This window comes from Dyadobacter frigoris (assembly GCF_005280585.1).
Taxonomy (GTDB): Bacteria; Bacteroidota; Bacteroidia; order Cytophagales; family Spirosomataceae; genus Dyadobacter; species Dyadobacter frigoris.
The window spans coordinates 1-23,348 of sequence record NZ_SZVO01000024.1 but is presented as its reverse complement, the minus strand read 5'-3'; the positions used below and the strand labels follow the sequence as shown (position 1 = coordinate 23,348).

28 protein-coding genes are annotated in these 23,348 nt (G+C 41.3%); 16 read left to right on the top strand and 12 right to left on the bottom strand.

Translation table 11 applies throughout. From position 1 onward, the window contains the following. Positions 1–238: 238 nt before the first annotated feature. From FDK13_RS32105 to FDK13_RS32080, 6 genes are all read right to left on the bottom strand, one after another. Complete coding sequence (locus FDK13_RS32105) at positions 239–1,081, bottom strand: NAD(P)H-hydrate dehydratase (protein ID WP_137344120.1); 843 nt, start codon at positions 1,079–1,081, stop codon at positions 239–241. A 6-nt stretch (positions 1,082–1,087) separates the two neighbouring features. After that, complete coding sequence (locus FDK13_RS32100; protein ID WP_137344119.1) at positions 1,088–1,840, bottom strand: ABC transporter ATP-binding protein; 753 nt, start codon at positions 1,838–1,840, stop codon at positions 1,088–1,090. Positions 1,841–1,914: 74 nt separating this feature from the next. Further along, positions 1,915–2,574 (bottom strand): BON domain-containing protein, encoded by a 660-nt coding sequence (locus FDK13_RS32095; protein WP_137344118.1) that lies wholly within the window; start codon positions 2,572–2,574, stop codon positions 1,915–1,917. A 168-nt stretch (positions 2,575–2,742) separates the two neighbouring features. Then, positions 2,743–3,192 carry a hypothetical protein gene (locus FDK13_RS32090; RefSeq protein ID WP_137344117.1) on the bottom strand — a complete coding sequence of 150 codons (450 nt, stop codon included), beginning with the start codon at positions 3,190–3,192 and terminating at the stop codon, positions 2,743–2,745. Between the two features lie 43 nt (positions 3,193–3,235). After that, positions 3,236–4,360: an Acg family FMN-binding oxidoreductase gene (locus FDK13_RS32085; protein ID WP_220417478.1), complete on the bottom strand. Its 1,125-nt coding sequence runs from the start codon at positions 4,358–4,360 to the stop codon at positions 3,236–3,238. Beyond that, positions 4,345–4,950: a hypothetical protein gene (locus FDK13_RS32080; RefSeq protein ID WP_137344116.1), complete on the bottom strand. Its 606-nt coding sequence runs from the start codon at positions 4,948–4,950 to the stop codon at positions 4,345–4,347. The genes FDK13_RS32085 and FDK13_RS32080 overlap by 16 nt, the downstream gene beginning before the upstream one ends. Positions 4,951–5,232: 282 nt before the next feature. Between FDK13_RS32080 and FDK13_RS32075 the strand changes: the two genes are divergently transcribed. The 6 genes from FDK13_RS32075 (at position 5,233) to FDK13_RS32050 (ending at position 10,885) form a co-directional block, all read left to right on the top strand. Next, positions 5,233–5,952: a type 1 glutamine amidotransferase domain-containing protein gene (locus FDK13_RS32075; protein ID WP_137344115.1), complete on the top strand. Its 720-nt coding sequence runs from the start codon at positions 5,233–5,235 to the stop codon at positions 5,950–5,952. A 62-nt stretch (positions 5,953–6,014) separates the two neighbouring features. Then, entirely contained in the window at positions 6,015–6,413 is a 399-nt protein-coding gene (locus FDK13_RS32070; RefSeq protein ID WP_137344114.1) for a cupin domain-containing protein, read from the top strand. Between the two features lie 113 nt (positions 6,414–6,526). Then, on the top strand, positions 6,527–7,204 hold the full coding sequence (locus FDK13_RS32065) for a two-component system sensor histidine kinase NtrB (protein ID WP_137344113.1): 678 nt from the start codon (positions 6,527–6,529) through the stop codon (positions 7,202–7,204). Positions 7,205–7,277: 73 nt separating this feature from the next. Further along, positions 7,278–8,660, top strand: a complete 1,383-nt coding sequence (locus FDK13_RS32060; protein ID WP_137344112.1) for an NAD-dependent succinate-semialdehyde dehydrogenase — start codon at positions 7,278–7,280, stop codon at positions 8,658–8,660. A gap of 98 nt (positions 8,661–8,758) precedes the next feature. Continuing rightward, positions 8,759–10,099 (top strand): NADP-dependent oxidoreductase, encoded by a 1,341-nt coding sequence (locus FDK13_RS32055; protein ID WP_137344111.1) that lies wholly within the window; start codon positions 8,759–8,761, stop codon positions 10,097–10,099. 15 nt (positions 10,100–10,114) lie between these two features. After that, the gene (locus tag FDK13_RS32050) at positions 10,115–10,885 is read left to right on the top strand and encodes a YoaK family protein (protein ID WP_137344110.1); all 771 of its coding nucleotides are present in this window, start codon (positions 10,115–10,117) and stop codon (positions 10,883–10,885) included. A gap of 77 nt (positions 10,886–10,962) precedes the next feature. Here FDK13_RS32050 and FDK13_RS32045 read toward each other — a convergent pair whose 3' ends face one another. Both FDK13_RS32045 and FDK13_RS32040 read right to left on the bottom strand, forming a co-directional pair. Further along, positions 10,963–11,796, bottom strand: a complete 834-nt coding sequence (locus FDK13_RS32045; protein WP_137344109.1) for a hypothetical protein — start codon at positions 11,794–11,796, stop codon at positions 10,963–10,965. A gap of 124 nt (positions 11,797–11,920) precedes the next feature. Further along, positions 11,921–12,499: a porin family protein gene (locus FDK13_RS32040; protein WP_137344108.1), complete on the bottom strand. Its 579-nt coding sequence runs from the start codon at positions 12,497–12,499 to the stop codon at positions 11,921–11,923. Positions 12,500–12,806: 307 nt separating this feature from the next. Here FDK13_RS32040 and FDK13_RS32035 point away from each other — a divergent pair, with 307 nt between their 5' ends. From FDK13_RS32035 to FDK13_RS31995, 9 genes are all read left to right on the top strand, one after another. After that, positions 12,807–13,367: a helix-turn-helix domain-containing protein gene (locus tag FDK13_RS32035; RefSeq protein ID WP_137344107.1), complete on the top strand. Its 561-nt coding sequence runs from the start codon at positions 12,807–12,809 to the stop codon at positions 13,365–13,367. Positions 13,368–13,475: 108 nt separating this feature from the next. After that, complete coding sequence (locus tag FDK13_RS32030) at positions 13,476–13,757, top strand: hypothetical protein (protein WP_137344106.1); 282 nt, start codon at positions 13,476–13,478, stop codon at positions 13,755–13,757. 100 nt (positions 13,758–13,857) lie between these two features. After that, on the top strand, positions 13,858–14,148 hold the full coding sequence (locus FDK13_RS32025; protein WP_137344105.1) for a BON domain-containing protein: 291 nt from the start codon (positions 13,858–13,860) through the stop codon (positions 14,146–14,148). 287 nt (positions 14,149–14,435) lie between these two features. Beyond that, positions 14,436–14,996 carry a helix-turn-helix domain-containing protein gene (locus FDK13_RS32020; RefSeq protein WP_137344104.1) on the top strand — a complete coding sequence of 187 codons (561 nt, stop codon included), beginning with the start codon at positions 14,436–14,438 and terminating at the stop codon, positions 14,994–14,996. Between the two features lie 169 nt (positions 14,997–15,165). Continuing rightward, positions 15,166–15,441 carry a YtxH domain-containing protein gene (locus FDK13_RS32015; protein ID WP_137344103.1) on the top strand — a complete coding sequence of 92 codons (276 nt, stop codon included), beginning with the start codon at positions 15,166–15,168 and terminating at the stop codon, positions 15,439–15,441. A 212-nt stretch (positions 15,442–15,653) separates the two neighbouring features. Continuing rightward, positions 15,654–16,847: a PAS domain-containing sensor histidine kinase gene (locus FDK13_RS32010; RefSeq protein WP_137344102.1), complete on the top strand. Its 1,194-nt coding sequence runs from the start codon at positions 15,654–15,656 to the stop codon at positions 16,845–16,847. Further along, positions 16,840–17,889: a response regulator gene (locus FDK13_RS32005; protein ID WP_137344101.1), complete on the top strand. Its 1,050-nt coding sequence runs from the start codon at positions 16,840–16,842 to the stop codon at positions 17,887–17,889. Before FDK13_RS32010 ends, FDK13_RS32005 begins: the two co-directional genes overlap by 8 nt. Positions 17,890–17,973: 84 nt before the next feature. Further along, on the top strand, positions 17,974–18,948 hold the full coding sequence (locus FDK13_RS32000) for an NAD(P)-dependent oxidoreductase (RefSeq protein WP_137344100.1): 975 nt from the start codon (positions 17,974–17,976) through the stop codon (positions 18,946–18,948). A 101-nt stretch (positions 18,949–19,049) separates the two neighbouring features. After that, complete coding sequence (locus FDK13_RS31995) at positions 19,050–19,829, top strand: SDR family NAD(P)-dependent oxidoreductase (RefSeq protein ID WP_137344099.1); 780 nt, start codon at positions 19,050–19,052, stop codon at positions 19,827–19,829. Positions 19,830–19,993: 164 nt separating this feature from the next. Here the strand turns inward: FDK13_RS31995 and FDK13_RS31990 are convergent, their stop codons facing one another. From FDK13_RS31990 to FDK13_RS31980, 3 genes are all read right to left on the bottom strand, one after another. Continuing rightward, positions 19,994–20,665, bottom strand: a complete 672-nt coding sequence (locus FDK13_RS31990; RefSeq protein ID WP_137344098.1) for a BON domain-containing protein — start codon at positions 20,663–20,665, stop codon at positions 19,994–19,996. Positions 20,666–20,942: 277 nt separating this feature from the next. Further along, entirely contained in the window at positions 20,943–22,565 is a 1,623-nt protein-coding gene (locus FDK13_RS31985; RefSeq protein ID WP_137344097.1) for a L,D-transpeptidase family protein, read from the bottom strand. 30 nt (positions 22,566–22,595) lie between these two features. Beyond that, positions 22,596–22,817, bottom strand: a complete 222-nt coding sequence (locus FDK13_RS31980; protein WP_137344096.1) for a hypothetical protein — start codon at positions 22,815–22,817, stop codon at positions 22,596–22,598. Here FDK13_RS31980 and FDK13_RS31975 point away from each other — a divergent pair. Next, complete coding sequence (locus tag FDK13_RS31975) at positions 22,804–22,995, top strand: hypothetical protein (RefSeq protein WP_137344095.1); 192 nt, start codon at positions 22,804–22,806, stop codon at positions 22,993–22,995. The genes FDK13_RS31980 and FDK13_RS31975 overlap by 14 nt on opposite strands. A gap of 72 nt (positions 22,996–23,067) precedes the next feature. On the opposite strand, the gene FDK13_RS31970 is transcribed toward FDK13_RS31975, so the two are convergent. Beyond that, positions 23,068–23,348, bottom strand: a 281-nt coding sequence (locus tag FDK13_RS31970) for a transposase (protein ID WP_137341878.1), incomplete at its 5' end; no start/stop codon positions are given.

Here is a 23,348-nt window from a genome sequence, read left to right as displayed (position 1 = left end):
TATTTTCAACTTTACAGTTGCAGCCAGATAGAATTAAATGACTGACGGAACCCGATTTCAGAACTAACTGCTATTTATATACGTTCAAAAATCGACTTCATTCCGAACCCGACGTATTCATTTTATTTTTCATGGCTAACCTTATTCACAACAATCCAAAGGTGAGCCTCTTCTGTTTGGAAAGTGTTGTATATGAAACCTGAAAAGTTGCATCTATCACAGATATTAATCTTATGTTTTAATCGGAAGTCTGAACATGATTAAAAGCTGCTCCCAAACAATCAATAACATCAGTAACCAGCATACTTTCCATACTTTGCTTGCCTAGCGCAATATCCGCAGCCAGTCCGTGCAGATATACACCGATCTTTGCAGCAATAAATGGCTCGTACCCCTGAGCAAGAAATGCAGTAATTATTCCGGTTAGTGCATCTCCTGAGCCACCCTTAGCGAGTCCTGCGTTACCCGTTGTATTCAAACAAGATATTCCCCGGGCGGTTATCAAGGTTTGATGGCCTTTTAAGACTATCACAATATTGTGCTCATTTGCCAGGTTTATGGCTGCACTTCTTCTTTCTGTCTCACTGTCATGTTTCCCGAAAAGTCTGTCAAATTCCTTCGGATGCGGTGTAAAGATCGTCGAATGAGCTACTTTTTTTAGAAGTTCTCTATGGGCAGCCACAATATTCAGCGCATCTGCGTCCAGTAAAAGTGGTTTATTAAAGTGCTCTAGAAGGTCGAAAACCATTTTATCTGATTTTTTATCCGTGCCTATGCCAGGCCCTATTCCGGCAGCAGAGAATCTACTAAAATCATATTCAGAGGTACTTCTGAATGAAAGCATCGCTTCGGGAATCGCCGTTTGCAGGATCATCCTTTCTTCTTTTGGAACATTTACGGTCAATAATCCTGTCCCTGATCTCAGACATGCCCTCGCAGCAATAACCGCTGCACCCATTTTGCCTGTATTACCCGCAAAAATGATACTATGCCCATAATCGCCTTTGTTTGTCGAAGCCTGTCTGTGTATCAACAGTTTTTTGATGATATCTTTTGTTAGCATACCTGTTTCCGGCTTCATACCCGCTTAATCGATAAAATTATATTCATAGAAACTTTCAACCTGCTTATCCTTGCTGCCGAATACCTCTTCGAAACTTCCGGTCGCTTGAAACTTACCATCCAGAAGCATTGCAATACGGTTGCCGGTATTTTTTGCACAAGTAAGGTCATGTGTGATGATGATAGAACTGGTGTTGTACCGCTGCTGTACCTGCATGATCAGCGCATTAATTTCGGTACTGGTAATCGGATCCAAGCCTGAGGTGGGTTCATCGTATAACATGATCTCCGGTTTGAGGATCAGTGCCCGGGCAATGCCGATTCTTTTACGTTGCCCTCCCGAAAGATCGGTTGGCAGCTGGTTCATTTTCTCTTTAAGCCCAACGGCTTCCAGCGCTTCTTCAACAGCGGCATCAATATCTTTTTTACCCAATTTCCTGTTATTCATCGTTAACGGAAATGACAGATTATGGTAAATATCCATGCTGTCGTACAGGGCGCCTGCCTGAAATGAAAATCCGATCCTTAACCGAAGAGCGTCAAGCTCTTTTCCGGCCAGCTTATCAATCTGCTGTCCGAGCACAATTACCTCACCGCGGTCCGGTTTGAGCAGACCGATTATTATTTTTATCAAAACAGATTTACCCGATCCGGACCTGCCAAGGACGGCCACATTTTCACCTTTCAGCAATGTAAAATCCACACCTTTCAGCACATCCAGATCGCCAAAGGATTTGTATAACCCTTTTATTGAAATAACCGGTTGCTCATTTTCCATGTAAAGACAATATTTATTTTACGCCGACAATTCAGAATAAAAGCGGGAGATGAAAATCTCCCCGCTCACTTATTTCAATACGCGTAGTCGATTTCAAGCTCGTTTTTAACCGCCTCTACACCCGGTGCATTCCATGCCATCCGGCCGCATTCTTCCTTCTGATAAAGTGAGTGAACCGTTCCGCTCAAAGTAACCATGTTACCGGAGACTTTGATCTTCACTTCCTCATCATAAATCGTGGCGTTGCGCTCAATAGCTTTCTCGATGTCTCTCTTTTCAATGCTATCCTTGATTTCGGATTTAACAATCAGGCTGTCCGTTAAGCCCAAAACACCCAGAAGACCTGTAACGGCTTTTTTCGCAGCTACTTTCTGGTAGTTCCATTCCACCTGGCCATCCAGGGTAACCCAGCCGTCTTCAACCTTCACTTTGACTTTTCCGTCAGGAATTTCCCAATTCCATTTGAAAGCATTGATAATTTCCCGGGCAACATCGCTGTCGTCTTTTTTACCGAAACTGCCATATTTGATTTCAATTTTTTCGATAACTGCTTTCACGCCTGCAACATTCTTCGCTGCTTTTTCCGCTTCCTCCTTTTTGGCGTAAGTATCGACTGATCCGGTCAGGGTAACGATTCCATCTTCTGCAATGACGCCTATTTCTGCTGCGTGAAGCAAGGGTTCCCATTTTATTGCATACTGCACATCCTTTTGTAATTCTTCGTTGGTTCTCATAATCTTGAATATTAATGGTTAGAAATTAACTAAACAAAGGGAGCGATTTGGCAGAACAAAAAGTTACACATCAGGAGTCAAGAGTTGCATCAATCACTTATTGAGTTAAAAGGAGTTGTTCAGCGTATGGTGACATTGTTTCATGCCATCCATTCAATTTGATGTGATCTATTTTTTATAATAATTCCTCACAGGCGGCAGCAGCGCCACAACCAGCATTGCAACCGCATAAAACATGTAAAAGGTATGCAGCCAGTGCACGGCATGCAGAAAAACCATTTCAAGCTGAATCCAGATGATCAGCGCAAAGGCCTGATAGATCGAGAAACTCCATGGCCAGCGCATGTCTGTAAAAAGATTAAACTGTTCTGCAAACGGACTTTCTACTTTTTTTAACAAAGCAAAAATCAGCGCCAAAGGACAGATCCCAAGCACGACAAATAACAAAATTCCCGGTATAAGAAAATCACGAAACGGAGAAGCATCCAGCATCGACAGAGGCATTCCAATTAGCTCACCGCTTGGGGAAATGATCAGTACGCCTCCACCGAACAGGGCACCCACGCCAAGAAAAGCCAGAAGAAAAATGAGCAGATTTCGGGTAGTGGACGGTTTCATTTTGATAAGTATGAATGATTTGAACATGATTGGAAATAATAACTCAAACGCGTAAAAATCTTTCGACCGGACGCCTGAGTGATACCGGTTCCGGATAATTCTTCAAATATCCGACTCTTAAAATAAACTGGACTGGTTGGCTCAATCCCACGGATCCAGGCAGTATCTGATTCGTTGAAGCTTCCTCCAAAACCTGCGTCATGGGATGCAGTGCTATATTTTTTTCCCTTACATTCAAAAACAACCGCTCCATGCGCTTGCCTGTTTCAAGCAGCGAAGCAACCGAATCATCTTTACTCGTGATCAATATCCATCCCGCAGACTGCGCCACTTGTTTACTAACTTTATCAATGCTCTGCTCCCGGAACCCTTTTTTCATCACATCCTCTTTCCCGTAAAAATTCCTCAAATACCAGCCGAAAATCCCCTCGATCTCCATTCCTGCCATAGTCAATCCGTCAAGGTATTTTTCCGCATCTATGCTTGAAAAACGGATCCATTCTGATAATTCCTTCTGTGCTGCATCCCGATAAGATTGTATCCGGTTTGCTTCAAGAGTTTGTTCACTGAGCCACTGGCACTGCGTTGAAGTGTTGGGTATGAAATGAATATTATCTTCATCATTGCCAATCAAGAATTTGATGTCTTCTTTTTTTAAAACTTCATTCCTGTAATGCGACCGCACAGTTCTGCGCTGCCGTATTTTTTCAATATCATAAACACGTACAGTTGACCTTACTAACCTGACTTCCATCACATTTTCTTCCTGGCTACTCGCAGCCAGTAACACAAAATCACAGTCATAACCCAGGTTACCGGCAGCGTATTCCAGATTCTGCAAAAAGGCACCGATGGATAGCATCGTCTCACGTTGCGTAGGATCAACGCCGGGCAGCCATTTGTTTTTGTCGTTGCCAATAATCCAGTGATAAGGTTCGATATAGTTCACAAACCAGGGCTGCGTATTATGTCCGCTCGGCGCCAGCGAAGCCAGATATAAAATTGCTCTTTCATCCGCGGTCAACGATGTTTTACCCATATCAGCCTCACTTTCGGAACGTATATAATTGCTTTTATCACTCACGGAATACCCGGTAATCCCCGCCAGCGCAAGGGTACCTGCCGCAATAGATATGAATTGTTTTCGGGTTATTAATATTTTTTCCATAACCTGGCTCCGATCCTGATAACGGGTGATATGTCCGCATTGGGAATATGATAGGTTGCGGTTTCGAAATCAACACTGTTGTTTCGCCTTACATACAAATGCAAACCTGGCTGTATATAAAAATATTTTCCTATAAAAAACTGATAGCTCACGCCCAGGCCGGTATCCACGCTTTTCAGATCCTTTTTTATGCCCGTACTTTTTTGCGTGATTTTAAAAGTATGAAATTCCAGATAGCTGTAGACTTCCAGGTTTTTCCAGACATTGTAGCCAAAGAAAATTCCGGGTGAAGTGGTGTAATATCTTTTAAATTCCGATGACGAATTTTTCAAACCCGCAGTTTCTGCATTATAGGTTCCGCCATTGATCACGCTTGCCCGTATCCTGAATTTTTTATACCGATACCCCAAAGCGAAATGATATCCGCCTGTGAAAAACATAGGAACCAGGCTTTCCACTTCGATGGCGTGTTTTACAGCATAAACGGGTGGATTGGGATGCCAGAATGTACCGGCAGTGGTATCGGTCTGCGCCTTTACTGTATTACCAAAAAGGAAAAGGATACATGCTATTAATAAATGATTTTTCATTTCCGGGATTTTCATAACTGTTTCTTTATTGTGAAATGATGCTTTCACAGGATTCAAAAGTTGCTGATACCAAAACACAAAGTATTGTATGCAAATGTCTAATTCTTACATAGTTCACGCTTTCTCATTTCCGGGCAAAATTAAATACACCACCCAAAGCACAGCCTAGCGAAAGCAGTGAAATATGTAACTCTTTCCAGGGCAGGTATAATGTTCGGGGCTTGAAATACCCAACCTTTGCATTGTTATATGCAGACAATAATTAACGCTAAAGTAGAACCAATGAAAATACTGATCGTACTAACATCCCACAGTGAACTGGGCATTACCAGCGAAAAAACAGGTTTTTGGATAGAAGAATTTGCTGCTCCCTATTATGTGTTATCTGATGCAGGGGCAGAACTAACCATCGCCTCACCAAAAGGTGGACAACCACCTGTAGACCCAAAAAGTGAAGCAGCTGATGTTCAAACTCCCGATACTTTGCGGTTTTATAAAGACAATGATTTGATTGACAAAGTGGCGCACACCATACCGCTCAGCGACATAAATTATTCTGACTATGATGCTGTGTTTTACCCGGGTGGTCATGGACCTCTGTGGGATTTAGCGGTTGACAAAAACTCAATCCAGCTGATCGAAGATTTTTACAATCATCAAAAACCTATTGCTTTTGTATGTCACGGTCCTGCTGCCTTGATAAATGTCAAAACGTCCATGGGTCTGCCGTTGGTACAAGGAAAAAACCTCACAGGCTTTTCTAATACCGAAGAAATAGAAGTTAACCTTGCGGACATTGTCCCGTTTTCATTGGAAACCGAGCTCAAGAGACTGGGTGCAAATTACAGCAATGGCGCAGATTGGGGCGTGCATACGGTGCAGGATGGTCTGCTGATCACCGGGCAAAATCCGGCATCATCGCAAGCGACAGCCAAAATCCTTTTGTCAGCAGTGAGTATGTCAAACGCGCTGAAAAATCAGGAACTTGAACTTGGTGAATAACAGATTTATCAAACCAGGTTAATTCCCTGTTTAAAATTTCAATTCTAAAACTAAATATCCAAATGAAAGGATTTCATAGTAATATCGAAAAGGACACCCTGGAAAATACCAATTTCAGAAAGGTATTATACACCGGTAAACATCTTCAATTGGTGTTGATGACTTTAAAGGTCGGCGAAGACATCGGCGCTGAGATTCATGAAAACAATGACCAGTTTTTCCGGTTTGAAAGTGGGACGGGTAAAGTGATTATTGATGAGAATGAATACGAAGTAAAAGATGGCGACGTGGTAGTAGTGCCCGCCGGGGCAAAGCATAATATCATCAACACCGACAGCGCGACCGAACTGAAAATGTACACCATTTATGGCCCGCCGAATCACCAGGACAAAATTGTCAAAGTCACGAAGAAAGAGGCTGAATCAAGCGAAGAAAAATTTGATGGTAAAACGAGCGAATAACCATTCGCTTTTAAATCTGTGATTCATGCAACAATTCCCTCTTTGCGTATAAACTTCCCCGTTGGAATACAAACACCTTTGCAGACAGGATCTTGCCTAAATAATCTCAACTCATGAATCCATTCAATCCATTATTCGACGTACCCGTGACTTGTGATTTCACGGCCACACTGGCACATGAAATTCGCAATCCACTGGCAACAATTGATCTGTCTCTGGCACTGATGCTTGCAGAGCATCAGGATGATGAGCTGAAAATGTATGTCGATATCATCAAACGCAGCTCTGAAAGGATCAACGAGCTGGTCAATGAGATGGTCAAAAACCGTAGTTTGGATGAAACGCAGATGGCAAACCAGTCTATTCACCACCTTCTGGATGAAGTTGTTGAAATGGCTAGGGACAGGATTCTGCTGAAAAACATCATGGTATGCAAAGAATATGATCCCACAGACTGCATCGTGGCTCTAAACCGTCCGAAAATGAAAATTGCCCTGACCAATATTATCGTCAATGCGATTGAGGCCATGGATTCGCAGTATCGGGAACTGAAAGTTGTAACCATGTCGATCGCCGGAAAATACGTCGTACAGATCGAGGACAACGGCTGCGGTATAAGCGAAAAAAATCTTAAAAATATTTTTAACGCCAATTTCACAAACCGGCCAGGCGGCATGGGGATTGGGTTGGCGGCTACTTACGATATTCTCGAATCAAATCATGTAAAGGTACATGTGGAATCACAGCTGGGTTCAGGGACGCATTTCTTCCTATTATTTGACAAAAACTAATACTAAAACATTTGCTCCTCCTTCCCGAATTCATCAGCAAACTAAACCAATATAAATATAACAAACCACAATTATGGCTATTCAAACAGTTGACCCAAATACAAACGAGCTCCTTAAATCATTCGAGGAAATGAGTGTTTTTCAGGTAGATGAAGCCATTTCAGGAGCTGTTTCTGCTTTTGCTTCATGGAAAAAAACAAGTTACGAACAGCGCGCGGATCTGCTTCACAAAGTAGCCACCCTGATGCGGGACCAAAAACAATATCTTGCTCGGCTGATCACCATGGAAATGGGCAAACTTATCGCTCAGGCAGAAGGTGAGATTAAGCTGAGCGCAGATATTCTTGATTATTACGCTGATAACGGGGCAAAATTCCTGGCAGACAAACCGCTTGCTCCTGAATATGGAAAAGCATTCATCCGTTACAGCCCCATAGGTGTTCTATTGGGTGTAGAACCCTGGAATTTCCCATTTTACCAGGTTGCCCGCTTTGCTGCACCCAATATTATGGTAGGCAATACAGTGCTTGTAAAACATGCCTCCATTGTTCCGCAGTGCGCCATCGCCATCGAAGACCTTTTTAAAGAAGCCGGTGCGCCAAAAGGAATTTACACCAACCTGTTGATCTCCGGGAAACGCGCATCCGGGCTGGTATCAGATACACGTATCAAAGGCGTTTCTCTGACGGGCAGCGAAGCAGCAGGTGCGAGTGTGGCATCCGAAGCAGGTAAAAATCTGAAAAAATCCGTTCTGGAATTGGGCGGCAGTGACGCCTTTATCATTTTGGAGGATGCCGATATTGATAAAGCGGTAGAATGGGCGGTTGTAGGGCGGATCAATAACAACGGCGAATGCTGTGTTGCTTCAAAACGTTTTATAGCGATCGAATCAATTGCAGATGAATTCATCACAAAATTCAAAGATAAAATGGCTAATCTGATTGTAGGCGATCCGATGGATGCTACCACACAATTGGGACCATTAAGCAGTGAAGAAGCCGCTGTTGCGCTGGCAGACCAGGTGCAAAGATCTGTGGATGCAGGAGCAACGGTTTTACTGGGTGGAAAACGTCCAAGCAGACCTGGTGCGTTTATGGAACCAACTATTTTAACGGATCTACACCCGGGGATTCCGGCTTATTACGAAGAATTATTCGGACCGGTCGCTTCATTTTACAGGGTAAAAGATGATCAGGCTGCTATTGATCTGGCCAATGATTCTCCCTTCGGATTAGGAGGTTCTGTTTTTACCCAGGATATTGAACGAGGAAAGTTGATCGCTGATCAGATTGATACCGGAATGGTCTTTATCAACCACCCGACATGGACTCAGGCGGACCTGCCTTTTGGAGGAACAAAAGGATCAGGTTATGGCCGTGAATTATCCGAATTGGGAATTGACGAGTTTGTCAATAAGAAACTTATTCGGGTGAGTGAATTAAGCGATCCTTTTTAAATCACACCGAGATTTAAAGCAATAGAAATTTTTTTAACATTAAAGAAAAGTCGGAAAGAAGGCGTCATGTGCTTTCTTTCCGACTTTTAAAATCATTCATGAAAACAAGACAAATCGTACTCGCATCAAGACCAATAGGTGTACCCACCAAAGATAATTTCAGATTTGAAAGTATTGAACTCCCCCAAATAAAAGAAGGCGAAGTAATGCTCCAAGGTTTGTACTATTCAGTTGATCCATACATGCGTGGCAGAATGAATGACGCCAAATCTTACGCGCCGCCTTTTCAGCTGAACGAGCCTCTGACAGGTGGCGTGATAGCGAGAGTAACCGAGACAAAATCAGATTCATTTACAACAGGCGATTACGTTTTGGGTTCTTTGCCATGGAGGGAAAACTGCGTTGCCAATCAAAAAGACATCCACCAAATCGATGCCACTATTGCTCCTGCCAGTTATTATCTGGGCGTGCTCGGTATGACCGGACTAACTGCCTACATCGGACTTATGCACATTGGCAAACCAAAATCCGGCGAAACGGTCGTAGTCTCCGGTGCGGCGGGTGCAGTTGGCATTGTAGTTGGACAGATTGCAAAAATCCAGGGATGCCGGGTTATCGGTATTGCCGGCTCGGATAAAAAGACCAAGATGCTGACAGAAGAATTCGGGTTTGACCAGGCCATTAATTATAAAACAACACCTGATATAGAAAAAGCCATTATCGAAGCATGCCCGGATGGCGTTGATATATATTTCGATAACGTTGGCGGAACGATATCTGATGCGGTGATCAGCCAGATGAACTTACACTCGCGCATACCTCTGTGCGGACAGATTGCTCTTTACAACGATACCGCAAACTCCTCCGGACCCAGGGTGCAGCCTATCCTATTAACAAAAAGCATACTGATGCAGGGCTTTATTGTCAGTAATTATCAGAATTTATTTCCGGACGCCATCCAGCATTTATCACAGTGGGTAAAAGAGGGAAAATTAAAATTCAAAGAAACCATCATGCATGGTTTTGAACAGCTGCCGGATGCCTTGCTTGGATTATTTAGTGGAGAAAACATCGGGAAAATGGTTGTTTCAGCGGTTGAAGGGGACCAAGTAATAAAAAAAGTAAGTTTTGAAAAAGATGCAGAAGTACATTATGACACAGTAAGCACTGCAATCAGTAAACTAAGAAAACAGGGATTTACGATTGACTTTAATCTTAAGGATAATAGCTTGACTCATCCGGAAGGGGTTCTAAAAGCTGGTGATTTCACCATTGTGGATGTATACCGCTATGAAGGTAATTCTGATCCGGCAGATGAAGCGGTCGTTTATGCGATCGAATCTAAGGATGGAATTAAGGGAATCCTGGTGACGGGTTATGGAATTTCTTCTGATCCTGCTTCTGAGGATATACTTAAAAATCTCAGCATAAGGGAATAATAAGAGCTTTCAATCATGTTCAGCCATTCCGGTACTCATCGTACACCAAATCATAATCTAAAACTCGCAACCCTGCTTGGTCTTACGGCGGGGCTTGTTAACGCTGAAGGGTTTTTAGGATTCTCTGTACTTACCACGAACATCACAGGCCATGCTGCACTACTAGCCGAAGGAATTGCGCAGCAAAACTGGCAAAGTGCTCAGATTATTATTTTGTGGATGCTATTATTTCTTGCGGGAGCTTTTACGTCAGGATCATGCTTATCTCTTTTAGGGGCACATCAACGCTTCTCGTATTCCATCCCTATAGTGATCGAAATAACAATACTTGTCCTTTCTGCAATTTATGGATACAAGTATGATGGATCAACAATTTCCAAAGTAGCCCTTCCCGGCAGTTTACTGTTTGCAATGGGTTTGCAAAATGCGCTAGTTTCAATGGTTTCCGGATCAGTGGTAAGAACAACCCATCTTACCGGAACATTTACGGATCTTGGAATTGAACTGGCACAATTGGTCAAAAATAACATCAAAGACCGGTCTGCCATTCGTTCGAAAATAAAACTAAAACTGTTTATTATCTGCTCCTTTATGTCAGGGGCGATTGCCGGTGCGGTTCTGTTTCACCGTATCGGATTTACATCGTTCGTTTTTCCTGTCGTCATTTTAACATTTGTACTACTATATGACATATTCAGAGTTAATGTGAAACGATACTATCAAACTACTTCAAAAGCTTTTCAACGGAATAAAGTTAAACTGGTGGATTATTTGCCACCAACCTGATACGACGTAGTCAATCGAGCGTCGAGACATCCTTTTATTTCACTACCAAGTATTCCGGCAAGCATCAAATCCTACTGTCAAACATATCCCAACTCTTCCAAGTCTTCGAGTTTAACTGTCTCATTCTCACTTAGCGCTTTTTCCCATATTGATGATTCCAAAATTTTGATCTTTTCACATTTCACTTGCGAATGCTGCAATTGCCCTCCGGCGGCAGATTCCTGGTCTGGAAGCTGTTTAAGTAAATTCGTTAGCTCTTCTTTTTCCTTTGAAGTTTTTACCATAATAATAACTTTACTGAATGTGTAAGAAGAGCGCTTGATAGAAAATGGCAGTCCTTGGATTAGAAAATCTTCCAGCCAATCCAGATTATCAATCCACCGCCACTCTCTTTCATGTGTCCAATCAATAGGATTTAAATTTCCTCCTAAATTCGTTGAGACATAACGATATTGTTCACTTGGGCCAATTCCCGAAGCACTAGACAAGTTTCTAAAACCATCTCTAAAAAACTCATCGCCTTCACTGGCCTCTTTGGGATCGGAAGTAAGTCCATAAATTACTGGCCGGGCACCGGCTCGGAACAATTCCTCCTTTAAAAATGCAATACCATATTCACTGACATATTTCTTATCTCTCTGTTTTACATATTCTGCAATCGCACCTAATGGCATTTCTGTAAAACATATTGCAGGTCTGAGTCCATAAATTGTCCTTTTTCCACTCCTTTCAGACCAGCTGCACCTGAGATACCCATCTGTTAAAATTTGCTTTAAAATTAAAAAAGGAGTGTTTTGATTTCCATTTCTAATAATAGACAGGATTTCTTCAAAAAATTCATCGCCAGACAAATCTTTGTTTTCTTGGTGAATAAAATGCGTTAACCACTTCGTCGTATCGTAACGTATCACAAATTCTAAAATTAAATATTACTGAACTCAAATTACAAAAGTATGAGAGCTTCATAATTTGCTAAAAAATCGGGAGAAACCATGTTTTATGATTTCTCCCGCCAATCAATCAACGAAGCATAACCTACCTTTTGACAATCGGGATTACCCAAAACACACTCGCCTGAATAACACTGTTTTTGAAGTCCGGACTAATCTCTCTTCCTGAAAAGTCCCCTACCTTCGACAATCCAGCCATGTAACGAAGCCCTACCCCAATCCCGGCATCGGATTGGTATCCTAACCCGGCACCTGCAGACAGATCCAAGTTCTTTGCAAAATTATTGATTGTCTGGTCCGGGATATTTTCTGAGAGTCTGAAACCAGCCTGCGGACCGCCCTCTATGTAAAATCCGTTCGCTATCCTGAATTTCAACATGATCGGTACATTCAGATAATTGATCTTAAAATCCTTCTTGCTTCCTGCGTTTTCAACCTTGGCGCCTTGGGTAGAAAATAATACCTCCGGCTGAACAGAGAATATTTCTCCGAAACCGAAATTGAGCATACCGCCTAAATGATATCCCACTTTCGCATCTGAATTGATATCCCCACCAGAATAATTGCTTACATTGACTCCGGCCTTGGGGCCAATACTAAATGTCTGAGCAAATGAGAATGTGCTTAAAGTGAACATTAAAATTGTAATTGATAATTTTTTCATTGCGTAATTTTGTTAAAGTTGTAGTTATGTTTTCGACCGCATCCATTCCTTGTCGGAAGGAAGAGCAGATACATTTTTTCGCAAAATAAAAGCTCTTACAGACTATTAACCATCTTTATAATCAGCGAATAGACATGCTTAAAAAAGGTATTGGCACGGTTGTAGTGGCTAATGCTTTACTGTTACAAAGCTTGCCGGATTTAACAGGGTAATTGTTATACATCAATTTTCAATAGTTGCATTGATCACAGATTCAGCATATTCCTCAAGTTGATCACAACTGCCGAAAATCACCTCCACATAACCTATGATACTATACATTAAATACATGGTCAGCCTGCGTTGCAAGATCCTGGTGAAGGAGGAATTGTCCCAATTAGGCCTTCACTATGTGATCGTCGAACTGGGAACTGTTGAGATCCTTGAAGACATGACTCAGGAGCAACATGACGAGCTTAAGAGAAACCTGTTCCGATCAGGACTTGAACTGCTTGATGACAAAAAAGGTATCCTGATTGAAAAGATCAAAGCGGTAATCATTGAGATGGTTCATTACGAAGAAGATTTACCCTTAACCAACTTTTCTGATTTCCTAAGCGAAAAATTGGGTTTTGATTATACATACCTTTCTAATACTTTTTCGGAGGTGAAAGGAATGAATATCCAGCAATTCATTATCCTGCATAAAATTGAAAAAGTGAAGGAACTGCTCCTTTACGAAGACCTTAATTTAACCGAAATAGCCTACAAGCTTCACTATAGCAGCGTATCGCATTTATCCAACCAGTTCAAAAAAATTACGGGCCTTACGCCCTCCTATTTCAAAAAGCTCAAAATGAAACGGAATGAAAATCTTGAAAATATGTAAGATGTGTAAGTTCCTGTTGTTGATGTGTAAGGTTTAAAACCGACAATCAGCGCATCTTTGTATTACCGGACGCCAGCCACATTGACAAGCCGAGTTTATAGAAACAAGATGAAACCAGAAAAACAACAACGTGTCACCGAAATCATCCAGGCTCTTAACGCCAACCTGAAAATTGATGAAAACAATAAGGATACCGCAAAACAGGAAAAGGTGATCAGCAAAGCGGCAAAGAAGCTTTACGAAGATTTTGTGCACATCGCAAAAAAGAAATTGTCGAAGGAAAATAAATTATTTACCCTGGAAGTGAAAAAGCAACTTAAAAATGCAAGAAGAGCAGAAAGAACGCTTGCTGTAACTGCCCTGCTTAAAAATAACATCGCGCTCGCCTGATCAGTAAGGCCTAAGGTTTTATAATTTCCATTCTCAAAATCACTTTTTTTAGCAATGAGCTGTCCCCTTCAATCAACTCTTTCGCATTACATCTTAAATCATGTCAAAAATCACAGAAGTCCAAAAATCCTGGGAGCCAGATTACGATTCCGAAGCTGCCAGACTTGAAACCGATAAAACCCTGGAAATAAAAGTATGGAATGCTTTAAAGGCTAATGTATTTATTAACAGTGAGAAAATCAGGGTACGCGTTACCGGCCGTCTGGTATTTTTGGAAGGAACTGTCCACCTGCAAAAAGAAAGGATATCAGCTCAAAATTGTATCAGGGATATTTTTGGGATCAGGGCTGTGATAAACTATTTAACCTACCACAACGAGTACGCCATGTAATAAGAGCTACACCTCTTTATTTTGACTTGATAATACTGATATTCATAGCATTAAAAGAAACGAGGTGACTTCCATCACCTCGTTTCTTATGCGTTACCGCTCAGAAACCATACATCCAAATAAAAGTCATTCTTAATTTCCAGTACTGCAACTACAATCATTTCAGAAGATGATGATCATCACCAATTCGCGGCATTCATGCGCCTACCTTTCGTCTAAGTTATAAGATCAGGCTAAATCAGACACCTCCGCCAGATCAGTAGCAAAATAATTTAAACTTAGACGATATGGTACTGTACATTAAAAACATGGTGAGTTTGCGCTGCAAGATCAGCGTTACCAAAGAACTTGCAAAAATGGGACTTGCCTACAGCAGTGTTGAAATGGGTATGGTTCAATTAATAACAAAAATAACTGTGTCGCAACGAGGGTGTCTGAGGGAGAATCTGAGCGCTTCAGGACTTGAACTTTTAGATGACAGAAAAAGTATCCTGATTGAACAAATTAAAAACGTAATCATTGAACTCGTCCATTATACCGATGAGCTTCCGAAGACAAATTATTCGGAATACATCAGCAGAAGGATCGGTTATGATTATACCTATTTATCAAACCTATTTTCCGAAGCAAAAGGGATTGATATACAACACTTTATAATCAAACATAAAATTGAACGGGTCAAAGAACTGATTCAATACAAAGAACTGAACCTGACCGAAATTTCCTACAAACTCCACTATAGCAGCGTTTCCCATCTTTCTAATCAGTTCAAAAAAGTAACCGGCTTGTCTCCGTCGACTTACAGGCAACAAAGTCAGAAACGATGGAATACGCTCGAAAACATGTAAAACTTGCAACTTTTAAAATATTATGTGTAACATATCTTGAATTTAATTTGTGCAACTTTATGAAATTAAAAATGAGCGCCTAAACAAGGAATAATAACAAATTCCCCATTAACGTATACTATATATAGTTAATGATAGAATTGTTTAAGTAAACTTTAACTACCGGATTATGAAAATGGGAAAAGTATTATGCAGCCTCGTTCTCGCCAGTTCGGCAGGTTTTGCAATAGGGTTGTTATTCGCTCCAGATAAGGGTTCTCGTACACGACAAAAAATAAAGCAGAGAAAGGACGATTTCATGGAAAACGAAATCATTCGCTATAACCGGGTTGTTTCTGACGTGAAAACAAAATTGGATGGAATCTTAAACGGAGCAACGATACCTGTTAACGTTGATACACGTCATTGGGCAGATACCGATAAAAAAAATGAAATCATTGTTTAACCAAATAAATGACTGCATATTACATCCATCATTTCCTTAAACAACTTCTTCCAAGACTTGGGTGGAAGAAGGTCACAGTTCCAAAAAGTTCGTCAAATAACTTGGTGGCGTTTATGTCCAGAGTCAAAATGAACTCCCATAGATTGAGATAAAAAGGGTATGACCAAAGCTGCTCCGCGCCCCGTATCAATCGCTGAACTTATCGTAAATCCATGGAAAATTCAGCACTGCTCAAAGCAATCATTGAAAATGCGATCGATGGAATCATCACGATAGACTGTAAGGGAACTATTGAAACTATCAACCCTTCTGCCTGCAAGTTGTTTGAATACGAACCCGGCGAGGTGATCGGCAACAATATATCGATGCTCATGCCACCTCCCGACCGCGACCAGCATGATGGTTATCTTCATAATTACCACCAGACTGGCAGAAAATCCATTATCGGGATCGGGCGGGAAGTGACTGGTCTTCGCAAATCCGGCGAAGTTTTCCCATTTCGTCTGGGTATCAGTGAGGTGCAGTTTTACGGACGCAAAATATACACCGGGTTCATACATGATCTGAGCCGTGAAAAACAGGCCGAAGAAAAATTGAAGGAATATGCCTTTCATCTGGAAGAACAGGTACAGCAGCGCACTTGTTTATTGAATGAAACGGTAACAGCGCTTGAAGAAGCCAAAGAAAAAGTAAGCAAATTACTGGAAAAAGAAATGGAGCTAGGCCAGCTTAAAAGCCGGTTTGTATCGATGGCCTCTCATGAATTCCGAACGCCATTAAGTGCAATCCAGCTTTCTTCCATTTTGATTGAAAAATACTCCGGAGACGCTATCAGTCCCAACATTTCCAGACATACCGCCAAAATCAAAATTCTGGTATCTCATCTTACCGGCGTTCTCAATGATTTCCTATCGCTGGAAAGGCTTGAAGCCGGAGAATTCAAACCGGTTTTGACAGCATTTGATATTGTCAAATTCTCCGAAGAAATTACAGAAGATATGCAGCTGATCGCGAAACAAAATCAGCAGATTATTTACCAGCACACAGGCACGTCTGCCACCGTAAATTTGGATCAGCCGCTATTGAGAAATGCCATTATCAACCTGATCAGCAATGCAATCAAATATTCGGGCGAAAATACTTTCATCGAATTCAATACAGAAATCACACCATCGATGGTGACCATTTGTATTCAGGATAACGGGATTGGTATACCCATAGAAGACCAGAAACATTTATTTGAAGCTTTTTTCAGGGCGCATAATACCGGGAATATTGCCGGAACAGGTTTAGGTCTTAACATCGTCAACCGGTATGTACAGTTGATGGATGGAGAGGTTAAGTTTATAAGCAATGTAAATCAGGGTACATCATTTACCCTATATTTCAAAAAGAGCCATGAATGAAAAAATCCTGATTATAGAGGATAATAATGATATCAGGGAAAGCACGGCTGAAATTCTTGAATTTTCCGGCTATGTGGTCACCCAGGCCGATAATGGAAAAAAAGGTATTGAACTTGCGTTTCAGAGCAGGCCGGATCTGATTCTTTGCGATATCATGATGCCTGAGCTGGACGGTTACGGTGTGTTGTATATGCTTGGCAAAAACCATGAGACTGATTCAATTCCATTTATTTTCCTGACTGCAAAAGCAGAACGTGTTGATTTCAGGAAAGGAATGGAAATGGGTGCGGATGACTACCTGACCAAACCATTTGATGATATGGAGCTCCTGAAAGCAATTGAAGGACGCCTTGCCAAAGAGCTAAAACAAAAAGCACATTATAGTAAAACGCTGATTATACTGGAAAGCCTTACAGCGGATTCTGAAAATGGGGCGGCCGATTTGAAAGCACTGATTTCCGGCCGAAAAATCCGGCAGATTAAAAAAGGGCAGATCCTGTATTATGATGGTGATCAGCCGACTGGTATTTATCTGGTTTTGGATGGCGTTATCAAAACATCGAAAAGATCAGAAGACGGCAGAGAACTCATGACGGGGCTATTCAAAACGGATGAATATCTGGGCGTCAGCGCATTACTTTTAGAGCAAGCTTTCACAGAAACAGCAGAAGCGCTGGAAGACGCTGCGATTTGTATGCTGCAAAAAGAATCTGTGATCTCACTTCTCAACCGGTTTCCGGACATTGGCAGTCAGTTTATGAGAATTTTGTCAAACGACATCCATGAAAAAGAAGAGCAATTACTGGCTCTTGCCTATCATTCCGTCAGGAAACGTTTGTCAAATGTGTTGATCCGGTTAAGCACACAAGGACAGCGGACAGAATTTAAAATTTCGCGCGATGAGCTAGCTGCCATGGCGGGTATCGCTTCGGAGACAGTGAGCCGCACGCTGACCGATTTTAAAGACGAAGGTTTGATCGACAAAAAAGGAAGCATGATTTATATTCAGGATATGTCAAGGCTGCAAAAAATGAAAAACTGATGAGCATCACATTTTTCTATGATTTAGCCTGTCCTTAATGCGGACCGATCCGGGTAAATTCGCGTAATCGAAAAAAAACGTATAATGAAAGTAGTCGCATATAGTGTAAAGAATTTTGAAAAGAAATTTCTGGCTAGGGCCAATGCAAAAAAGCACGATATCACACTCATATCCAATGGACTAAGTTTGAAAACCTGTGGATTTGCAGAAGGAAAAGAAGCCATTCTTGTTTCTGCAAGCGACGATGTTTCTGCAACTGTGATCAACAAACTATCCGACAAAGGTATAAAATTCATTTCAACCCGGTCAGCAGGAACAGACCAGATAGATAAAAAAGCCGCTGAAAGAAGAGGGATAAAAATTGCCAGCGTTCCGGCTTATTCCCCTGCTTCAATCGCAGAACATGCTGTTGCATTGGCTATGGCACTTAACCGCCACCTCATACAAGCCGACGCAGACAGCCATCACTACAATTTCAAATTAGACGGACTGACCGGATTTACCTTTTACGGAAAAACGGTTGGAATAATCGGGCTGGGAAATACCGGACAGGCCGCCGCAGCCATTTTTAACGGTTTGGGATGCCGTGTATTGGGTTCAGATATTTTCGTCAATGATAACCTGGAAAAAATAGAGCAGGTTTCATTGGAAACATTGTTAGCACAATCCGATATTATCTCCCTTCATCTGCCCTTAACAGCTCAAAGCAGACATATCATAAATGCTTCAAGCATGGCACTTATGAAAGACGGAGTAATGCTGATCAATACCGCCAGAGGTGCATTAATTAATACCGCCGACTTACCGGAAGCTCTTGTTCAGGAAAAGATCGGCTATCTGGGAATGGACGTTTATGAATTTGAAAAGGAGGTTTTTTATGGTGAAAATCCTTCCGGTAAGTCCAAAGATGATCTGCTTCTAAAATTATTAACTTTTCCCAATGTAATCATCACGCCGCATCAGGCTTTTTTAACTGTCGAAGCATTGGAAGAAATAGCCAAAGAAACGATACACAGTTTAGATCTTTGGCAGGATGAACTAGCGGTTACAAACAGCTGAAAATATTTTCAAACAAAATACATCAATGGTATTAAATTTCATTTTACCGAACCTGATACGCACAAGTTCTTCTGATATTCATCATAAATTATAGTTTACCAATGCCCTACACTGCATTAATCACAGGCGCTTCCAGTGGAATTGGCCTTGAACTGGCAAAAATCCATGCTTCAAAAGGAGGCGATCTGGTTTTGGTGGCAAGAAACAAAGCGAAACTTGATCAGCTCAAATCCGAACTGGTTCAAACGTACGGAATTTCCGTAAGCATTATTGTCATTGATCTTTCCGCTGAAGGTTCGGCGAAGAAGATTTATGACCGGACGACAGTAGAAAAAATCCAGATCGATTGCCTGATCAACAATGCAGGTTTCGGTGATTTTGGATTTTTTTCCGACACTGATTTACAGAAGGAAGTGAACATGATAAATCTGAACATTATGGCACTGACCTTACTCACCAAGTTATACCTGAAAGATATGCTTGACAGAAAAGGCGGCAGAATTATGAATGTAGCCTCAATAGCCGCCTTTCAGCCTGGCCCAAAAATGGCGGTATATTCCGCAACTAAAGCCTATGTTTTAAGTTTTTCACAAGCGGTTGGTAATGAAGTCCTTCATCAGGGAGTAACCGTTACCGCGCTTTGTCCCGGCCCAACCGAAAGCGGATTCCAGGAAGCGGCGTCTATGCAAAACAGTAAAATGTTCAACAATAACAAACTGCCCACTGCCGGAGAAGTCGCTGCATATGGATATGAAGCGATGCTAAAAGGCAAAAGCGTGGCTATTCCAGGATTTATAAATAATCTTATGGCAGACGCTGTTGGTTTTATTCCGAGAGAATGGGTTCTCAAACTGGTCAGAAAAATTCAGGATGCAGCCTAAAGTTTGATTTTACAGTTCCCTCTAAACCAATAAGCAATGTGAAATAAGTATTCAGGAGTTAATATTTAGGATTCTGGACGGCAAAAACATCTTGGAATAATCTGGAACATATTTATGATATTTAACATAGCGTTGGCGAGAATCTTGCCAACGCTATGTTTTTTTCAATCAATGATGGCATAATCATAGTCCACTACCAGATCATTTTTCACATGCCAGATTCCAGGGGTATTCCAGGCGATACGGCCTGCTTCCTCTTTTTCATACCAGGAATCAACGATTCCGCTCAAAGTAACTGTGGTGCCAGATACTGAGACACTAATGTCAGAATCATCCACTGACCAGCTTCTTGCAATTGCGTCTTCAACATCTTTTTTCTCAATTGCATTGTGAGATTCGGATTTGATTTTGATGTTATTGGTTACACCCTTAACTCCATTAAGATAATGCACTGCTGTTTTTGCAGCTTCTCTTTGGTAGTTCCATGGCAATTCTCCATCCAGAGTAATCCATCCTTTCTCAACTCTAACACTCACCTTGTCATTAGGGATAGACCAATTTGATCGTAAGGCGCTCAAAACCTCCGTGGCAATCTCCTCATCCGTTTTTGACCATGAATTCGGAAAGTGCACTTCGATATTTTCAGCCACGGCTTTAACTCCAATGACTTTCTTGGCCGCATTTTCAGCTTCCAACTTTTTAGCATAGCTGTCTACAATTCCTGTAAGAGAAACAACACCATCTTTTGCAGTAACGCCAATTTCGGCTGCATTCATTAAAGGCTCCCATTTGATAGCGTTCTGAACGTCGGTCTGTAATTCTGAATTGGTTTTCATTTCGATTTAAATTAATACTGAAACGGAATTATTTCAACGCAACAAAGGTGCACCTCTGTGCGTACCAAAATTTACAAACCAAATACGAATAGTTGCATGAATCACAGATTAATATTCAAGACAAAAGCGCCGTGGAAATGATGATTATGAAAGTGTCTAATTACGCAAGACTAAGTATGTTTTTTTATCATTACAAGGTCCGACATCCAAAGCCCGCTCCTTAGGGGAACAATATATACCGAAAAATACACACGCATAAACCATAGGTATAACGCTTCTATTGTGGATTGGTAAACATCTTTTTAGCCATGGTTTTATCATGTTGATAAATGTCATTGGCAAAATGAAGTGAGCCATTTTTATCAACCCAGGCGGTGTAGTAAGTGATAATGACCGGTACAGTCGGTTTCAGCTTAACAAATCTTTCATGCCCGCTATCCATAGCTTTATCTATCTTTTCGGGAGTCCATTCCGGGTAATTATGTAAAAGGTAAATGGCCATTTTCCGCGCATCACTAAGCCGTATACAGCCATGGCTCAGACTTCTTTTGTCCCTGTCAAAAAAACCTTTTTGCGGCGTATCGTGCATGTAAATATTAAAACTGTTGGGGAATAAAAATTTTACTTTCCCAAGCGCATTCCTTGGCCCTGGTTTCTGCCTGAAACTGGAACTGCCAACACGCTCCATGTTTCTATTCTTTAAATAATTCTTGTCCCGGCGCAGTCCGGGTATAATTTCTTTTCGGACGATGCTGGGTGGGATATTCCAATAAGGACTAAAAACAACCTGATTGATATTTCCCGAAAACATGGTCGTGTTATGACCTTGTACACCAACAACAACGTCCATCTTAAACAAAGTCTTTTGTGCACTGTCCACATAAACAACGAACTCCGGAATATTCACTTTGATAAGCAGCGCTTCCGATTGGTCTGGCATCCACCGCATACGCTGCATATTGAGGATGATTTGCTGAATTCGGGCCTCAACGGGGATATTCAGATTTTTAAGCAGATTTAAGCTTATTTGCTCGGTTGGTTTCTCTCCTTGGTTTGCCTGGTAAATATTAACAGCACTTTCTAATTCCGTGCTGAATATCCCATTGGTGTCAGTCGCGATCAATTCACCAGTTAATTGAAGTCTTTTTTTCAAAACCCTAACTTCGTCGTTATTGGTCCCTAAACGGTATTTCTTTACATCGCTGCCTAAGACCGGCCAGCCCCCATTGTTTTTAATCGCTCTGTATTGTCCCAGTTTAACTTTCAACAGACCGTAAGATTTATTGAAGGCCGCGTAATTTTTATTGTCAGTGTTGCCCGAATCAAGTATTTCGTCGGCGAACTCTAAAACCTGCTTTTTTCTGACAGGGATAAAAGTAGCTAAGGAAGATGGACTGATGCCCATGTCCCTAAAATGAACAAGTGCATAACGGATGAATTGCAAGCTCAGTTGTAATTCTGTCTTAATCGTTACGGGGTCATTAGCACTAACCGAATTATCTTTACTAACCCTTAAACGATCCAGCCTTGTCTCAAGCGACTTATTAAGGGAATCAGGATCGTCTTCTGTTTTATACAAACTCCGGAAGCTGAGCGACTGCTCAATGAGCCCGTCTGTGCAAAACCAGGCATATTCAAAGTTACGGGTATTGTAAAAACTACGAAGTACAAAGGAAACAGAGTCATTGAGTTGCTGGCTTTTGATGAATTTCTCAACAGCACTGCTATCCAAAAACAAATCATTATATGCGTTACCGATGTTTATCGTCGTATCCCTTTTAACTAATTCCTCCCCGATGGATAAGTCGGTATTTTTTTCAGTCTTTGTGTTATTATTACGTTCGCAACCTTGTGAAAACAGGCTTCCGATCATAAAAAATGGGATAGTTAATCGCAGCATGGTTTTGGTTTTATTAGATGGTGAAGTTTTTTATTTTCTATTCAGGATTCCGATAGCCATTGTAAATACACCCACGAGTGAAACGGCAATACCCAACCAGGGCGACCATTCTAATAGATGATCATTTTCTCTGGCTATTTTTAGATTACCAACATGGATAATCTTGCCGAAAGTCACAAAATCGTAATGATTAAAAATAAATAGCATGATTCCGATTAGCAATAAAAGGACTCCGAGGATGATTGTTCTCATTACTTGGTTTTTAGTTGTTATTATTCGTAACGAAAAGCTTCAATCGGGTTCATCGCTGCTGCTTTGGGGGCCGATTACCATCCAAAAAAGACCGATTGCCGACGAAAAGGTGAAAGCCAAAATGACGGACGAACCGGTGACCACAATCGGCCAACCGCCAAACAGTGATACCAATTAAGAAACAGATTAATAGAATTGTTATTCATTTACCCGGTTTTCCAGGTATATAAGATTATTTGACTATCCGGTATTAATACCAAGTGCTTTCCATTGCCGCTATCATTAGTCTATCTGAAAGTTTATCGCCAAAATATCTTCGGTTAAACTTATAACAAAACTCGTCGAGGTAGTTCTGAACATATTTGGCATTTATACAGTTATGGTGCACCCCATTTAACATTCTTTTGGCATTACTAATGGTTCGGTTCACCCACGGAAACAGCTTTGCTGCTTTCTTTTTATCGGACTCAATAACGACATTGTGTTTGGCAATTACCTCTTTTAATTTTTTGTAACCCCAATAGCCATCGG

What these genes read in the sequence shown, in the direction of transcription:
- FDK13_RS32015 (WP_137344103.1), top strand. Translation starts at nt 15,166, where the DNA reads ATGAAAATGGGAAAAGTATTATGCAGCCTCGTTCTCGCCAGTTCGGCA.
- FDK13_RS32070 (WP_137344114.1), top strand. Translation starts at nt 6,015, where the DNA reads ATGAAAGGATTTCATAGTAATATCGAAAAGGACACCCTGGAAAATACC.
- FDK13_RS32055 (WP_137344111.1), top strand. Translation starts at nt 8,759, where the DNA reads ATGAAAACAAGACAAATCGTACTCGCATCAAGACCAATAGGTGTACCC.
- FDK13_RS32030 (WP_137344106.1), top strand. Translation starts at nt 13,476, where the DNA reads ATGAAACCAGAAAAACAACAACGTGTCACCGAAATCATCCAGGCTCTT.
- FDK13_RS32080 (WP_137344116.1), bottom strand. Translation starts at nt 4,950, where the DNA reads ATGAAAAATCATTTATTAATAGCATGTATCCTTTTCCTTTTTGGTAAT.
- FDK13_RS31980 (WP_137344096.1), bottom strand. Translation starts at nt 22,817, where the DNA reads ATGAGAACAATCATCCTCGGAGTCCTTTTATTGCTAATCGGAATCATG.
- FDK13_RS32035 (WP_137344107.1), top strand. Translation starts at nt 12,807, where the DNA reads ATGATACTATACATTAAATACATGGTCAGCCTGCGTTGCAAGATCCTG.
- FDK13_RS32100 (WP_137344119.1), bottom strand. Translation starts at nt 1,840, where the DNA reads ATGGAAAATGAGCAACCGGTTATTTCAATAAAAGGGTTATACAAATCC.
- FDK13_RS31985 (WP_137344097.1), bottom strand. Translation starts at nt 22,565, where the DNA reads ATGCTGCGATTAACTATCCCATTTTTTATGATCGGAAGCCTGTTTTCA.
- FDK13_RS32060 (WP_137344112.1), top strand. Translation starts at nt 7,278, where the DNA reads ATGGCTATTCAAACAGTTGACCCAAATACAAACGAGCTCCTTAAATCA.
- FDK13_RS32020 (WP_137344104.1), top strand. Translation starts at nt 14,436, where the DNA reads ATGGTACTGTACATTAAAAACATGGTGAGTTTGCGCTGCAAGATCAGC.
- FDK13_RS32090 (WP_137344117.1), bottom strand. Translation starts at nt 3,192, where the DNA reads ATGAAACCGTCCACTACCCGAAATCTGCTCATTTTTCTTCTGGCTTTT.
- FDK13_RS32000 (WP_137344100.1), top strand. Translation starts at nt 17,974, where the DNA reads ATGAAAGTAGTCGCATATAGTGTAAAGAATTTTGAAAAGAAATTTCTG.
- FDK13_RS32075 (WP_137344115.1), top strand. Translation starts at nt 5,233, where the DNA reads ATGAAAATACTGATCGTACTAACATCCCACAGTGAACTGGGCATTACC.
- FDK13_RS32095 (WP_137344118.1), bottom strand. Translation starts at nt 2,574, where the DNA reads ATGAGAACCAACGAAGAATTACAAAAGGATGTGCAGTATGCAATAAAA.
- FDK13_RS32040 (WP_137344108.1), bottom strand. Translation starts at nt 12,499, where the DNA reads ATGAAAAAATTATCAATTACAATTTTAATGTTCACTTTAAGCACATTC.
- FDK13_RS32105 (WP_137344120.1), bottom strand. Translation starts at nt 1,081, where the DNA reads ATGAAGCCGGAAACAGGTATGCTAACAAAAGATATCATCAAAAAACTG.
- FDK13_RS31990 (WP_137344098.1), bottom strand. Translation starts at nt 20,665, where the DNA reads ATGAAAACCAATTCAGAATTACAGACCGACGTTCAGAACGCTATCAAA.
- FDK13_RS32050 (WP_137344110.1), top strand. Translation starts at nt 10,115, where the DNA reads ATGTTCAGCCATTCCGGTACTCATCGTACACCAAATCATAATCTAAAA.
- FDK13_RS31975 (WP_137344095.1), top strand. Translation starts at nt 22,804, where the DNA reads ATGATTGTTCTCATTACTTGGTTTTTAGTTGTTATTATTCGTAACGAA.
- FDK13_RS32085 (WP_220417478.1), bottom strand. Translation starts at nt 4,360, where the DNA reads ATGGAAAAAATATTAATAACCCGAAAACAATTCATATCTATTGCGGCA.
- FDK13_RS31995 (WP_137344099.1), top strand. Translation starts at nt 19,050, where the DNA reads ATGCCCTACACTGCATTAATCACAGGCGCTTCCAGTGGAATTGGCCTT.
- FDK13_RS32025 (WP_137344105.1), top strand. Translation starts at nt 13,858, where the DNA reads ATGTCAAAAATCACAGAAGTCCAAAAATCCTGGGAGCCAGATTACGAT.
- FDK13_RS32005 (WP_137344101.1), top strand. Translation starts at nt 16,840, where the DNA reads ATGAATGAAAAAATCCTGATTATAGAGGATAATAATGATATCAGGGAA.
- FDK13_RS32010 (WP_137344102.1), top strand. Translation starts at nt 15,654, where the DNA reads ATGGAAAATTCAGCACTGCTCAAAGCAATCATTGAAAATGCGATCGAT.
- FDK13_RS32065 (WP_137344113.1), top strand. Translation starts at nt 6,527, where the DNA reads ATGAATCCATTCAATCCATTATTCGACGTACCCGTGACTTGTGATTTC.